This is a genomic window from Nocardia sp. NPDC047654 (assembly GCF_043205035.1).
Classification (GTDB): Bacteria; Actinomycetota; Actinomycetes; order Mycobacteriales; family Mycobacteriaceae; genus Nocardia.
The window spans coordinates 116,559-129,918 of the sequence record NZ_JBIDDF010000007.1; the positions used below are offsets into that span (position 1 = coordinate 116,559).

11 protein-coding genes are annotated in these 13,360 nt (G+C 70.1%); 2 read left to right on the top strand and 9 right to left on the bottom strand.

Annotated elements, in window-relative coordinates:
* Positions 1–78 precede the first annotated feature (78 nt).
* Together ACGF7Y_RS20350 and ACGF7Y_RS20355 are read right to left on the bottom strand one after the other, a co-directional pair.
* Entirely contained in the window at positions 79–1,272 is a 1,194-nt protein-coding gene (locus tag ACGF7Y_RS20350; protein ID WP_393235938.1) for a PQQ-dependent sugar dehydrogenase, read from the bottom strand.
* On the bottom strand, positions 1,272–2,171 hold the full coding sequence (locus tag ACGF7Y_RS20355; RefSeq protein WP_393235940.1) for a dienelactone hydrolase family protein: 900 nt from the start codon (positions 2,169–2,171) through the stop codon (positions 1,272–1,274). The genes ACGF7Y_RS20350 and ACGF7Y_RS20355 overlap by 1 nt, the downstream gene beginning before the upstream one ends.
* Positions 2,172–2,368: 197 nt before the next feature.
* On the opposite strand from ACGF7Y_RS20355, the gene ACGF7Y_RS20360 reads away from it, so the two are divergent.
* Positions 2,369–4,390, top strand: coding sequence for a CocE/NonD family hydrolase (locus ACGF7Y_RS20360; RefSeq protein ID WP_393235942.1), 2,022 nt, complete (start codon positions 2,369–2,371; stop codon positions 4,388–4,390).
* Positions 4,391–4,435: 45 nt separating this feature from the next.
* Here ACGF7Y_RS20360 and ACGF7Y_RS20365 read toward each other — a convergent pair whose 3' ends face one another.
* Both ACGF7Y_RS20365 and ACGF7Y_RS20370 read right to left on the bottom strand, forming a co-directional pair.
* Complete coding sequence (locus ACGF7Y_RS20365) at positions 4,436–5,356, bottom strand: LLM class F420-dependent oxidoreductase (RefSeq protein WP_393235944.1); 921 nt, start codon at positions 5,354–5,356, stop codon at positions 4,436–4,438.
* 105 nt (positions 5,357–5,461) lie between these two features.
* A complete protein-coding gene (locus ACGF7Y_RS20370) occupies positions 5,462–6,667 on the bottom strand; it encodes a PucR family transcriptional regulator (protein WP_393235946.1) in 1,206 nt (401 codons plus the stop codon).
* A gap of 336 nt (positions 6,668–7,003) precedes the next feature.
* Here ACGF7Y_RS20370 and ACGF7Y_RS20375 point away from each other — a divergent pair, with 336 nt between their 5' ends.
* Positions 7,004–7,477, top strand: coding sequence for a gluconokinase (locus ACGF7Y_RS20375; protein WP_393236175.1), 474 nt, complete (start codon positions 7,004–7,006; stop codon positions 7,475–7,477).
* A 21-nt stretch (positions 7,478–7,498) separates the two neighbouring features.
* On the opposite strand, the gene ACGF7Y_RS20380 is transcribed toward ACGF7Y_RS20375, so the two are convergent.
* The 5 genes from ACGF7Y_RS20380 to ACGF7Y_RS20400 all read right to left on the bottom strand — a co-directional run bounded on the left by ACGF7Y_RS20380 (position 7,499) and on the right by ACGF7Y_RS20400 (position 13,224).
* On the bottom strand, positions 7,499–8,422 hold the full coding sequence (locus ACGF7Y_RS20380) for a DUF5995 family protein (RefSeq protein ID WP_393235948.1): 924 nt from the start codon (positions 8,420–8,422) through the stop codon (positions 7,499–7,501).
* Between the two features lie 137 nt (positions 8,423–8,559).
* The gene (locus ACGF7Y_RS20385; RefSeq protein WP_393235950.1) at positions 8,560–9,354 is read right to left on the bottom strand and encodes a M50 family metallopeptidase; all 795 of its coding nucleotides are present in this window, start codon (positions 9,352–9,354) and stop codon (positions 8,560–8,562) included.
* Positions 9,355–9,438: 84 nt separating this feature from the next.
* A complete protein-coding gene (locus ACGF7Y_RS20390; RefSeq protein WP_393235952.1) occupies positions 9,439–11,109 on the bottom strand; it encodes a protein kinase in 1,671 nt (556 codons plus the stop codon).
* 87 nt (positions 11,110–11,196) lie between these two features.
* Positions 11,197–12,087: a bile acid:sodium symporter family protein gene (locus ACGF7Y_RS20395; protein WP_393235954.1), complete on the bottom strand. Its 891-nt coding sequence runs from the start codon at positions 12,085–12,087 to the stop codon at positions 11,197–11,199.
* Positions 12,088–12,171: 84 nt separating this feature from the next.
* On the bottom strand, positions 12,172–13,224 hold the full coding sequence (locus ACGF7Y_RS20400; RefSeq protein WP_393235956.1) for a Gfo/Idh/MocA family oxidoreductase: 1,053 nt from the start codon (positions 13,222–13,224) through the stop codon (positions 12,172–12,174).
* Between the last annotated feature and the right edge of the window lie 136 nt (positions 13,225–13,360).

The following is a 13,360-nucleotide window of genomic DNA, read 5'->3' on the forward strand; positions in this document are numbered from 1 at the left end:
ATAATGTAGTGGCCAATTTGGTTGTGTACAACATAAATGGGCGGTGGCACCCGTCACAGCACTGCGAAGGGCGGCGGTCTAGCGGGCCGGGAAGCGAAGGACGCGATCGTCGCCGCTCGCGGGGTCACCCCGGCCGTCGGTGTTGGAGGTGGTGAGCCACAGCGCTCCGTCCGGGGCGGCTTCCACGGTGCGCAACCGGCCGTACCGGTCGCGCAGTTCGGCCCGGGGCCCGCCCACGCGGCCGTCCTCGAGCGGCACGGTCCACAGCCGCTGCCCGCGTAGCGCCGCGACATACAGGATGTCGCCGGCGATGGCGATGCCCGAGGGCGAGGCTTCCGCGGTGGTCCAGGTCAGCAGCGGATCGGTGAAGCCGCGGTCGGCGCCGCCCCCGCCCTCGACGTCGGGCCAGCCGTAGTTGCGGCCGGGCTCGATCAGATTGATCTCGTCGAACCGGTTCTGCCCGAACTCCGCCGCGAACAGGCGACCGGCCCGATCCCACGCCAGTCCCTGCACGTTGCGGTGGCCGAGACTGTAGACCGGCGAGCCGGGATACGGATTACCCGGCGCCGGACGGCCTTCGGGAGTCACACGCAGGATCTTTCCGTTCAGGCTCGCCGGATCCTGTGAGCGTCCCGATTCCCCGGCGTCGCCGGTCCCGGCATACAGCATGCCGTCGGGCCCGAACGCGATCCGTCCGCCGTTGTGGTTACCGGCCTCGGCGATGCCGGTGACGATCGCCTCGGGCCGGCCGTCGAGCCGGAACCGGACGATCCGATTGTCCGTCTCGGAGGTGAAATAGGCGTAGACGTAACGGCTTTCGGTGTAGTCCGGCGCGACGGCGAGTCCGAGCAGACCGCCTTCGCCTCGTGCGGCGACGTCCGGCAGCCGGTAGACCTGCTCCGGCGCACGGCCTGCGGCGACTCGCACGATCCGTCCGGAGTCCCGCTCCGCGACCAGCGCGGCGCCGTCGGGCAGGAAGGCCAGGCCCCACGGGACCTCGATGCGCCTCGCGACTTCCTCGGCGGCATCGAGGTCGGGTCTTCCCGCCGGGTTGCTCGGTGCGATGGTGCCTGTCGTAGGCGCACCGCTCGGCGTGGTCGGGCTCTCGCCGCCGCAGGCGCCTATCGCCGCTACGGAAAAGAGCAAGGCGATCACCGCAAGCAAGCGCGGCGCGTGGATCGGGACCTCGCTACCGGGGGCGCACGCTCGGTCGGCACTCCCGCCGCCCGAAGGCGCCGGGAAGACGAGGAAGCGGCCCGATTCGAGTGCCATCAGCCGAGATACGTGCCGTACCAATCCAGGACGCGACGCCATGCCTCGGTCGCCGCCGTGGCGTTGTACCGCTGACCGGTGTCGTTGAAGAAGGCGTGGTCGGCGTCGGGTGCGGTGAAGATCTGATGCGGGGCGCCCGAACGGGCCAGTGCGGCCTCCGCGGCGGGCCGGGAGGCGTTCACGCGGGCGTCGGCCGCCGCGTAGACCCCGAGCACCGCGGCTTTCGACGCGGAGAGATCGCCGTTGTCCGGGAACGGTCCGTAGAAGGGTGTCGCTGCGGCGAGCGGCGACGGGCCGGAGGCCAGCAGTAGCCAGGTCAGGCCACCGCCGAAGCAGAAACCGGTGGCGCCGAGCTTCTTTCCCTCGACCCGGCGCTGGAGTTCGTCGAGCCCGGCGCGCAGGTCGGCGACGAGCTGTTCCTGCGGGATACGGCTCAGTTCGGCGGTCGCGGCGGCCGGATCGGTGAACGCGGCGGTGCCGCCTCGCGCGGACAGCAGGTCGACCGCGAGCGCGGAGTATCCGGCGCCCGCGAAACGTCCTGCCACCGAACGGATGTGATCGGTGAGGCCCTTGTTCTCGTGCACGACCAGCACCCCGCCCCGCGGCTGCGGCGCCGCCGCCCACGCGGCTTGCAGTGGCGTCGCGCCGGGTCCGGTGAAGGTGACAGCGGCGGTCGGGACGGCTGCGGCGGCGCCGGGTGGCGTCGACGGCGCCGTGGGGCTGGGCGTGGAATCGGTGATCGCGGTGTCGTTGCTCGCGCAGGCGGCCAGCAGGGCGGTTGCGGCGGTGACGCCGAGCCCGAGCAGGCCGAGCCTGCGCAGTGCCTCCCGCCGGGGGAGCAGGCCGTCGGCGTGATCGGCCGCGATCTCCTCGGCGATGTAGCGCTGCAACGGCGTCATGCGCCCCACGATAAGCCGGATCGTTGGCGGGTGCGCGGCGTTCACCGTCTGTTCGCCCACGACAAACCGGCCCGACCGCGCATCCCACGGCATTCGCCAGGAGATTGCTACCTTGTCGCTCAATCGGGCGATCGATGGTCGGTCCGCACACCGGTCGAGGGAGCGAGATGGCAGCGGGGCGTGACATGGGACGAACGATGAGCAGGGCGATCCGGATGGTGGCGACGGTCGCGGTACTGGCGGCCGCGGGATTCGGGTCGGGGCCCGCGGTCGCGGAGCCGTCCGCCGAGTCCCACACCGTGGGATGGACCGCGTTGCACGACGGTCCCCAGCCGTATGCCGACGTGCACATCGACTGGGACGTCCCGATCCGGATGAGCGACGGCGTCGTGCTGAAGGCCAACGTCTACCGGCCGGTGAAGCAGGGCGGCGAGGTGGAGCAGCAGCCGCTGCCGACCATCGTGAATCTGACCCCCTACACCAAGCTCATGACCAATCTGATCGACACGGCGCTCGCGGTGCCCGGCTTGCAGCCGCTGACCGTCCGGCTGGTCAACCGTGTGAATCTGGCCCGTACGCCGGTCAGCGGTTTCGGCGATCTGCTGCACGCGGTCGACGGCGGCACCGTGCAGACGGTCCTCGGACTCGATCGCAACCTGATCCGCGCCGGATACACCCAGGTCATCGCCGACGTGCGCGGAACCGGTTTCTCCCAGGGCGCATGGGACACCCTCGGCGAGCGGGAACAACTCGACACCCGCGAGGTGATCGACTGGGCGGCCGCGCAGCCGTGGTCGAACGGCCGGATCGGGATGAGCGGCGGTTCGTATTCGGGGATCAACCAGCTGCGCGCCGCCGAGGACGCCCCGGCGCCGTTGCAGGCGATCTTCCCCGTGGAACCCGGGAGCGACCTGATGCGTGACGTCGTCGCGCCGGGCGGCGGGGTGGGGACGACATTCCTGCCGATGTGGCTCAATACGGTCAACCAGCTGAAGCTGATTCCCGACGTGCAGTCGATGTTGAACGGCACCTTCGATTGGGGGTGGCTGCACGAACGGATGTCCGATCCGGCCAGCAACGTCGATCTGCTGGCCCAGGCGCTGCTCACGCCTTCGCTCGACCACGTGCCGCCCGCGCTGGCCGACGCGCTGGACGAGGACAGCTACTTCCGGCGCGGCATCGAGGGCCACCCGGAGCGCATCACGGTGCCCACCTTCGTCTACGGCGGCTGGCACGACATCTTCGCCAACAGCGCGACCAAGCTGTACAACGCCATCCCGCTCCCCGCGGGCAGGAAGCAATTGATCGTCGGCGACACCTATCACGCGAATCCCGGTGCGGGGACCGGCATTCCCGGAGCACCGCCGCGGCTGGACGTGTTGCAGCGGGTGTGGTTCGACAAGTGGTTGAAGGACGTCGACCACGGCTTGGGCGATTTCGGGCCGGTCACCGTGTGGGAACAGGGAGGCGGCTGGATCACCCTCGGGCAGTTCCCGCAGAAGGACCTCAACCATCGCCGCGTGTATCTCTCGGGCACGCCGAGCGGCACCACCGGGAAAGCGGTATACGACGGATCGCTGACGATGACAGTCCCCGACGAGCGACGGACATTGACGGTGGCGCCCGGCCTCGCCGCGGCGTGTTCCCGCGACACCGCACAGGGCTCGGCAGGCATGGCGGCGGTGGTGGACGTGTGCGCGAAGGACGCGCGCATCGCCGAGCGCAACGCGCTGACCTTCACCAGTGCGCCGATGACCGAGCGCACGGTCATCTCGGGGCCGGTGAACGTGCACCTCAACACCGTGCACGACGCCACCGACGGCTACTGGAGCGTCACGATGAACGATGTGGCGCCCGACGGATCCTCGAAGGTGCTGACCACCGGGCAGTTGACCGCCTCCCTGCGCGCCGTCGACGAGCAGAAGAGCAGCCGCACCTCGTCCGGCGATCTGACCGAACCGTTCAACCCGCTCACCCTCGACAGCGTGCAGCCGGTCGTTCCCGGTGAGCCCGTGGCGCTGGACATCGCGGTCATCCCCACCCAAGCGGTGCTGCAACCCGGTCACCGGCTGCGGATCGACGTCTTCGCGGGCAACTCGCCGAAGGCGCTGGCCTTCCGCCCCATGCTCAACAACACCGAACTGAAGCCCCAGCACCTCGAGTTGGATCCGTCGGCGCCGAGCTTCGTCATCGTGCCGACCAACCGTCCGCTGGGCTGAGCGCCGCGTGGGGTCGTCTCGCCGGGCGACCCCACGCGCCGGGGCTCACAATTGCGACTGCACCTGCGCGGAGATCAGCTCGAGATGCTCGAGATCGGTCAGATCGAGTACCTGCAAGTAGATGCGGCTGGTGCCGATCTCGGTGTACCGGCCGATCTTGTCCACCACCTCGGCGGGTGAGCCGGCCAGGCCGTTGGTCTTCAGCTCGTCCACCTCGCGTCCGATCGCGGCGGCCCGGCGCGCCACCTCGGCGTCGTTCGCGCCGACGCAGACCACCAGCGCGTTGGAGTAGACCAGGTCGTCGGCCGCGCGTCCGTAGGTCTCGGCGGCGGCGCGCACCCGGTCGAACTGCCGCGCGCTGTCCTCGAGCGAGGAGAACGGCATATTGAACTCGGCGGCGTACTGCGCGGCCAGCCGGGGGGTGCGGGTGGCGCCCTGGCCGCCGATCAGCACCGGAATCGGGTCCTGCACCGGTTTGGGCAGGGCGGGGGAATCGGTGAGCTGGTAGTGCTTGCCGTCGTAGCTGAACGTGTCGCCGGGTTTGGTCGCCCAGAGCCCGGTGATGACGGCCAGCTGCTCTTCCAGCCGGGCGAACTTGTCGGCGGGGAACGGGATGCCGTACGCGGCGTGCTCCTCGGCGAACCAGCCGCTGCCAAGACCGAATTCGACCCGGCCGCCGGACATCTGGTCCACCTGGGCGACCTGGATGGCAAGCGGGCCGGGCAGCCGGAAGGTGGCGGCGGTGACCAGGGTGCCCAGGCGGATCCGTTCGGTCTCCCTGGCCAGTCCGGCGAGGGTGATCCAGGCATCGGTGGGGCCGGGCAGGCCGTCGGCGCCGCCCATGCTCAGGTAGTGGTCGGAGCGGAAGAACGCGTCGAATCCCAAGTCCTCGGTGGCCTTGGCAACGGTGAGCAGCGTGTCGTAGCTCGCACCCTGCTGCGGCTCGGTGAAGATGCGTAGTTCCATATCGATGACCCTAGTCGGTCGGAGCATGGGCGAATCGCTCCGCTCGCGCCGTACGGACGACGGGGAAAGCATGGGGCGATGTGCCGGGAGCGGTGCGTCACCGGATCATCGAGATTCACCAGCGGCGGGGGTTCGGTGCTCGCCTGGCGTCAGCGATTCCGGCCGCGTGTAAGTCCGTGCGATGAGCGCGGCGCGTAATCGGTACAGCACATGCGGAACGGCTGTGTCCAGGCCGGTGAGGCGGCCGATGCGCTTGAGACGATGGTCCACGGTGTTCGGGTGCAGATACATCGTCCGGGAGGTCCGCCTGCGGTTGAAGTCGTTGCGGATGTGCTCGCGCAGGGTGTCGAACAGCTCGGGATGGCCCTCCAGCGGGTCGAGCAGCGCCGCCAGCCGATCGCGTCCCGGCCCCGGCCGGGTGAGTTGATATTCGAGGGCCAGATCCTCGAAACGGTACAGACCCGGCGGGTTCCGCAGGCGCCGGACCATGTCGAGCAGTTCGTGTGCCTGGTCGGCGGCGCCGGGGATCCGGTCGGGCTCGGCGGTCATGGCGGCGGCGGTGAGCGGGGCGGGTACCGCTGTGGCCAGCGCGGCGACCAAGGCGTCGAGATCGTTCGCGGCGACCAGCGACTCCGGTACCAGGATCGTCCCGCCGATCGCGCTGAGCACGGCGGGCACATGCCCGCCGCAGTGCACGGCGAGGCAGATCTGCATGCGCTGCCGGATGCTGTAACCGTCGCCGGGGCGTCGCCCGGGACGTTCCTCGGTGGGCTGGTCGACCGCCACGGCGAGCACGGTGTAGCGGTCGGCGACCGGAATGCCGTACTCACGGTAGACCTTCGCGGGGTGGTGTCCTCTGAGCAGTGCGACGGCGACGGCGTGCGGAGCGGTCTGCTCGGCGGCGGGCGCGACGGACAGGTAGGCGAGCGATACGGTCGTGGTGACCGCGTGCAGCGCGTCGAAGAGCCCGCGGATGTCGTCGTGGCGCACGGTCTGTGCGTCCCGCAGGTGGTCGTCGAGATAGAGGCGGAATCCCTCGTGGACGAGATGCTGGACGGTGTCCATCGGAACCCCCACCCCGGCCCACCGGGTGGCGGCCTCGAAGATGCGGACCGTGCGCGCCGGTCGCTCGGGATCGACGGACGCGACCAGATCGAGGCAGTGCGTGACGGTGGCGCGGATCTCCTCGCGCAGCAGGTTCCCGCGCTCCACGTGCCGCCGGGGAATGATGCCGAGCAGGTGCCGCACGATGTGCTCGGTGGCCGGGACGAACTCGGCGGACGCCGCGGCGGCGCTGCGTGGGGATGGCATGCCGCTACTCAGACTCCGCCTCCGCCGCGAGGCGCCCGTAGCTCGGGCGTGCGGTCGCGGTCCGGATGTCGGGCCAGGTCCGTGCATTGCGTCATCGCGAACATTCGTACTTCCCATCCGGTCCGCGCGGATTTCAAATCTTTTGACGCAGAACGAAATCGGCGGGCCGCAGTCTCGGTCCTCGAAATCTAGCCGCAGGCGGCGCGAATCGTCACTGCACGGGCCGACGAAGTGCTCGCCCGCTAGGTTGTTGCCGATGACAAGTCCGCGCGCACGACAGATCCTCCGCCATGGGGGAAGGAGGTTCGAGTGCACGATGTACCGGTGATCGTCGTGATGGGGGTGTCGGGTTCGGGAAAGACGACGGTGGGCTCGCGCCTGGCCGACGCGCTCGGGGTCGAGTACGCCGAAGGCGACGACTTCCACCCGCGCGCGAACGTCGCGAAGATGGCGGCGGGGGCGCCGTTGGACGATGCCGATCGCGCACCCTGGCTCGACGCCTTGGCCGCCTGGATGGCCGAGCGATCCGGACGGGGCGGCGTCGTCACGTGCTCGGCTCTCAAACGGATCTACCGCGACCGGCTGCGCGCCTCCGCCCCCGAGGCGTTCTTCCTGCATTTGAGCGTGCCGCGCGCCGAACTCGAGCGGCGCGTGACCGGACGTCGCGGGCATTTCATGCCGCCGCGCCTGCTCGATTCCCAGCTGGCCACCCTGGAGCCGCTCGGTCCCGACGAGGACGGCAGCACCATCGATGGGGCACGTCCGCCCGAGGAGGTGGTCCGGCAAGGCGTGGCAGCGTTGGGCAGGTGAGCCGTGCGTCGGGTTCGCCCGCTAGAGGCCGCCGAGATCCGACAAAACCTCGAAAGCGAGATCGAGGCCGCGCCACAACGTGTCGATCCCGGCGGTCACGACGGGTGTCGCGGCCGGATCCTGCATGGCCAATCCGTTCGAGAGAATGACGACGTTGGCGCCCGCGTCGGCCAGACGGAGCAAGGGGCCGGTCGCCACCCCGCGACCGACCACCAGGTCCAAACCCTCGCCGACGAAGTAGAAGCGCCACAGCGGGCCGAGGTCGCCGCCGTAGACCGCTTTGGTCGCGTCGACGATCAGCGCGCCGTGCTGGGCGATCGCGTCGACGATGCGGAAATAGTCGCCGGCGTTGGCGGCGGTGCTGCCGACCGCGGCGACGGAATAGGACAGGTCGACGCTCAGATGCGCGTTGTACCCGGCCATCGCCACGCGCGCGGGGGACAGCTCGCAGTGGCGGGTCAGGGCGAAATAGTGCGCCCAGTGCGGGTCGACGGGTGCGCCGGTGAATTCGGCGTGCACTGTGCGCAGGAAGCGCGACAGCAGTTCGAGACTGATCCGATGCGCCCATTCCGGGTCGTCGAACGACGCGGGGTCGCGCTGTAGCGGCAGGACGGCGGCCCGTTCGACCGCGTCGAGCCCGAGGGCGAACACCCCGCGCAGATCGCGGTGGGCGACCAGGATCTCCGTGATCCGCCGGTGCCGGTCGACGGCTTCCTCCAATCGCGGCAGCGCGGAACCGGTCAGCGTGCCGGTGTCGGACAGTTCCGCGATAGCGGCCGTCTCGGCAGGCGCCAGCGGTGTGCCGCAGGCCGTGGCCGCCGGTGCGGCGGAGGCGTTCGCCGGACCGAGCGAGATCGTGAGGATCAGCGCCGTCACGGCTGCGGTCAGTGCTGAAAAAAGCTGCCGCGCAGCAGTACTCGTCGTACGCGCAAGGATGTTCGGCATACTGGCTCCAGGGTCGTGAATCGCGATTCCGCGCCGGGACGGCCGAAGTGGATGAATTCGGCGATGCGGCACGCGGTAGGTGGCGCAGGGGCGGGGATCGAAGCCTATCCGAGCCGATCGCGTCGCGCAGCGCGGCGTCAGTGCGACGCGAAGCAGGAGCCGGAAGGCGCGCCCGGCAGGCAGATCTCGGCGATGGCGGAGACGAGCAGCCACGCGCCGATCAGCAGCGAACCCACGGCTATCGCGCCGAACACGAAAACCCACAGCAGGCCGGGCAGCCGGGTGAGCCTGGCGAGTTGATCGGCGTCGGAGTCGACCTCGTGATAGCGGGCGCGCTGCTGCCGGGAACGACCCCGCTGTAACTCGAGCACCGGCCGCGCCCCGGCGAACAGCAGGAACCAGGCGCCCAGATACGCGAAACCCGCTTGCAGCGTGTCGGTGCCGAACCAGGAGACGACGAAGACCGCCGCACCGAGTCCGAGCACGGTGATACCGCCGTAGACATTCCTGATCTTGATCAGGAGCGCGGCGAGCAGGACGATGGCGGTCCACAGCATCAGCGTGATCCGGCTGGCGCCCAGCAGGGCCGCGAACCCGAGACCGAGCAGCGGCGGCGCGGGGTAACCCGCCATCGTGGTGAGGATCATCCCGAGGCCGTAGGGTTTTCCACTCGACACCGTGAGTCCCGAGGTGTCCGAATGCAATCGGATGCTGTTGAGCTTGCGGCCGGTGAGCAGCGCGACCAGGGCGTGCCCGCCTTCGTGCGCGATGGTGACGATATTGCGGGTGAGCCGCCAGATCGGGGTGTAACCCACCAGCACGAGCGCCGCCACCGCGGCCGCCACCACCAGCCACCACGGCGGTTGCGCTTGCGTCGTCGTCAGACGATCGGCGATGGAGGCGCCGCGCTCGAAGAATTCCGCTCTGTCCACCGCCGCACCTTAACCGCCCACGGACGACCGCGCTCGTGGCAAGCGTTCCCGTTCGCGGCACGTGGCGACGGCGGCGTCCGCCTCTCAGCTCTTGCGCAGGACCCCTTCGATGTTGCCGAAAATGCCGGAGAGCCTGTAGGCCACCGAGCCGTCCGGTTGCAATCGGACCGTGGAGGTGGAGCCGTTGTCGAAGCAGGTGGGAGAGCCGCCGGAGAGTCGCGCGACAAAGGACAGCTCGGTCTCGGTGGCGCCGGTGAGGGTCTCCGCCCGCTCACAGCGCTCACCCTTCAGCTTGCCGGTGTTCGACGACTGCGCGACTTCTTCGCCGATCGTGCCGTCTCCGATGGTCAGAACGATGTCGAACGACGCGAGGACGTCACGAGCGACGCCTTTCCACTCGCCGAGAAATGCCTTCGGAACGCTGGTGGCGGAGGGACTGCTGCTGGTCGTCGGGGTCGTGACATCGGCCTGCGTGGCGGTAGCTGTGGAAGGTGTGCTGGCTGCTGGGGTGGTCTGTGCGATCGAATCGTTCGAATTGTCGTTCCGCAGCTGTGCGCCGACCACGAACGCCGCTACGGCGACGGCGATGCAGACGACGAGCGCGCCCGCGACGAGCAGGGCTCGGCCGGGGCGGCGCGGATGAGGTGGGGCGGCGGCCGCGCCGAATCGGGGCGAACTGTGGTGTGCGGGCGGGTAGGTGTGGTGTCCGGTGTACGTGGGAGACGCCTGCGGCGGGCCAGGATGCCGCAGGTGCGTGGGCGCCGATCGCCCGGGGTCGCTGTGCGGGTGCGCAGGTGAAACCGAATGGATCATGGTGTCGGCGGTGCGCGCGGGATGCGGGGGTGCGGGAAGGTCCGGGCGGTCGAACGGCCCGGAGTCCAGGTTCAGCAGTTCCACTGCGCGGTGGCTGACCTCCTCGAGCACCGGGGCGGGCAGCCAGCCGCCGCGCTCGGGGATGCCGAGAGCGGTGAGCTGGGTGAGCAACTGGTCCGGCGTAGGGCGGGCCGCGGCGTCCTTGGTCAGGCAGGCCGACACCAGCGGACGCAGTCGCTGTGGGACGTCGTCGAGCTGCGGCTCCTCGTACACCACCCGCCACAGCATCTGCACGGTGTCGCCGACGCCGAACGGCCCGTGGCCGGTCGCCGCGAACACCAGGATCCCGCCAAGGGCGAAGACGTCCGCGGGCGGGCCGACCGGGTCGCCGGTCACCTGCTCCGGGCACATGAATCCCGGAGAGCCGATGACCTTTCCGGTGGTGGTGAGCCGACTGTCTTCGACGGCGCGGGCGATGCCGAAGTCGATGACCTTGGGACCGTCGAGAGCCAGGAGGACATTGGACGGCTTGAGGTCGCGGTGCACCACCCCGGCGCCGTGGACCGCCGTCAATGCCTCGATCAGCCCGTGCGCCAGCACGAGCAGCGCGTGCTCGGTGAACGGCCCGTACCGGTCGACCGCGTCGGCCAGCGAGAACCCGGCCACATAACCGGTGGCCAGCCACGGCGGATCGGCGTCCACGTCGGCGTCGAGCACCGGCGCGGTGAACCGTCCGCCGACCCGCCGCGCCGCCGCGACCTCCCGCCGGAAGCGCGTGCGGAACTCCGCGTCGATCATGTCGGGGCGGATGACCTTGACCGCGACGGTGCGCCCGCCCGCGTTCCGTCCGAGGTAAACGCGGCCCATGCCACCGACGCCCAGGACGCCGAGCAGGCGATAGTCCCCGATCCTGGCCGGATCGTTCATGCCGAGCGGTTGCATCGCGCAGCTGGCTCCCTTCTCATGGCGTACGACCCTCCGAGAGGCTACTCACCGGGCGCCGCGTGTCCGCACAGCGCGCTGCCCTCGCTAACCGGCCATGCTGGGCTCGGGCGCGGGTTGGTCCCGCCGCGTCCGCCTGGCCAGCAGATATGCCGCGAGCGCCGCGGGAATGTTCATCAGAACGCCGTAGACCGCGCCGGGCACGGCCATGGTCTCGTTGTCGAGTACCGAAGCGGCGACGGCGATCGCGAGCGCCGCGTTGTGCACGCCGATCTCCATGGCCGAGGCGATGGCCTGATCGGTTTCCACTCGCGCGAGCCGGGGCACGAAGTAGCCGACGGCCAGGCTGATCACGGCGAAGGACAGGCAGATCGCGGACAGCTTTCCGATGTGCTCCGACAGCGTGTCCAGATTCGAGCCCACTCCGGCCGCGATCACCAGCGCGAGTACCACGACGGAAAGGATCTTGACCGCGCCGCGCATCCGGCGCGACCATTCCGGGAACCGCCGGTGCACCGCCATGCCGATCGCGACGGGCACGAGCACGATGGCGAAGACCTGAGCGAATTTGTCCGGCCGCAGCCCGACCGAGCCCTCACCGTCCAGGAACAAGGCGTAGGACAGCGCCACCACCACCGGCATGGTGAACACCGCGAGCACCGAATTGATCGCGGTGAGGGTGATGTTCAGCGCCACGTTGCCCCCGGCGATGTGACTGAACAGGTTCGCCGACGCTCCGCCCGGCGACGCGGCGAGCAGCAGCATGCCCGCGGCCAGCGCGCCGTCGAGTCCGAACAGGCGGATCAGGCCCAGGCACACCGCGGGCAGCAGGACCATCTGGCATACCAGCGCGATCACCGCCGCTTTCGGATAGCGCAGCACGCGCGCGAAATCGTCGGTCGTCAGCGTCAATCCGAGCCCGAACATCACCAGGGCCAGTGCCAGCGGCAGCAACACCGCGAAAATCGTTGCACCCATGGGGGTCTCCTCTCCGCCGAGCGGCCGGACCGGCCGATCCGGGGACCGACGTTATCGACTCGCGGCGAAGGTGGCCAGCCCCGGTCAGGCGGTGACCGTCACACCCCGGGCCGCCGACTCTCGTGCCTTCGTCAGCAGGCGCAGCGTCGTGACGGCGTCGCGCGGGTCGACGGGTACCGGCGCGCCGTCGATGAGCGCGGCGGCCATGGCGGAGTAGAACGCCGGGTATGCGCCGGGCGCGGTAGGCACCGGGACGAAATCGGGTTCCGCGCCGAGTACGCCCCAGCGGTCGGCATCGACTGTGCCCCAAGGCGAATCGTCGTCCGGGCGGCGTCCGGACCGCAGCGCGTCCTCCTGCGGGTCCAGCCCGTAGGTGACATACCCGGCTTCCGACCCGAGCACCCGGAAGCGCGGTCCGAGGTGCGGGGCGACGGCGCTCATCCACAGGTGGGAGCGGACACCGCCGGTGTGGGTCAGCGCGACGAACGCGTCGTCGTCGGTGGTGATCCCTTCGCGCCGCCGGTCCAGCTCGCAGTACACCGAAGCCACCGGGCCGAACAAGCTCACGGCTTGGTCCACCAGGTGGCTGCCGAGGTCGAGCAGGATGCCCGCGCCCTCCTCGTCCGTGCCGACCTCCCGCCAGCCGCCCTTCGGCACCGGACGCCACCGCTCGAACCGCGACTCGAACCGCCGCACCCGGCCCAGCTTCCCGGTCTCGACCAGCTCGCGCACCGTCCGGAAGTCGCCGTCCCAGCGCCGGTTCTGGAAGACCGACAGCGCCAGGCCGGAGCGTTCCGCGCGCGCGACGAGGTCCTCGGCGTCGTCTGCCGAGACCGCGAACGGCTTGTCGACCACCACCGGCAACCCGGCCTCGAGGGCTTGCCGGGTCAGCGGCGCGTGGGTGCGGTTGGGCGTCGCGATCACGACCAGATCTATGCCGCGCGGCGCGGCGAACAGCTCTTCGGCGTGCGACACCACGCGCACACCGGGGTGCTCGGTGCGCGCGCGTTCGGCCCGCTCGGCCGAGGAGGTGACCACCGCCGCGACCCGCATCCGCGGCTCCGCCGCGATCAGCGGAGCGTGGAAGACCGAACCGGCCAAGCCGTAGCCGAGAACGGCGACGTCGAGGATGCTCATGCCCCCGACGCTACCGCGCCCGCGACGGTGCCCGCCGCCACCACGTCCGCGCCGGCCCGTCGGGTGCGAGCACCTCCGAACCGCAGCTGTGTCGCACGGAAGCGAACCGCGCCGTCTGTCGTGCGCTCGCAAAGGA

Excerpts from the sequence above, each read along its gene's own strand:
- ACGF7Y_RS20355 (WP_393235940.1), bottom strand. The coding sequence starts at position 2,171 with ATGACGCCGTTGCAGCGCTACATCGCCGAGGAGATCGCGGCCGATCAC.
- ACGF7Y_RS20350 (WP_393235938.1), bottom strand. The coding sequence starts at position 1,272 with ATGGCACTCGAATCGGGCCGCTTCCTCGTCTTCCCGGCGCCTTCGGGC.
- ACGF7Y_RS20370 (WP_393235946.1), bottom strand. The coding sequence starts at position 6,667 with ATGCCATCCCCACGCAGCGCCGCCGCGGCGTCCGCCGAGTTCGTCCCG.
- ACGF7Y_RS20375 (WP_393236175.1), top strand. The coding sequence starts at position 7,004 with ATGGGGGTGTCGGGTTCGGGAAAGACGACGGTGGGCTCGCGCCTGGCC.
- ACGF7Y_RS20360 (WP_393235942.1), top strand. The coding sequence starts at position 2,369 with ATGAGCAGGGCGATCCGGATGGTGGCGACGGTCGCGGTACTGGCGGCC.
- ACGF7Y_RS20380 (WP_393235948.1), bottom strand. The coding sequence starts at position 8,422 with ATGCCGAACATCCTTGCGCGTACGACGAGTACTGCTGCGCGGCAGCTT.
- ACGF7Y_RS20400 (WP_393235956.1), bottom strand. The coding sequence starts at position 13,224 with ATGAGCATCCTCGACGTCGCCGTTCTCGGCTACGGCTTGGCCGGTTCG.
- ACGF7Y_RS20390 (WP_393235952.1), bottom strand. The coding sequence starts at position 11,109 with ATGCAACCGCTCGGCATGAACGATCCGGCCAGGATCGGGGACTATCGC.
- ACGF7Y_RS20395 (WP_393235954.1), bottom strand. The coding sequence starts at position 12,087 with ATGGGTGCAACGATTTTCGCGGTGTTGCTGCCGCTGGCACTGGCCCTG.
- ACGF7Y_RS20365 (WP_393235944.1), bottom strand. The coding sequence starts at position 5,356 with ATGGAACTACGCATCTTCACCGAGCCGCAGCAGGGTGCGAGCTACGAC.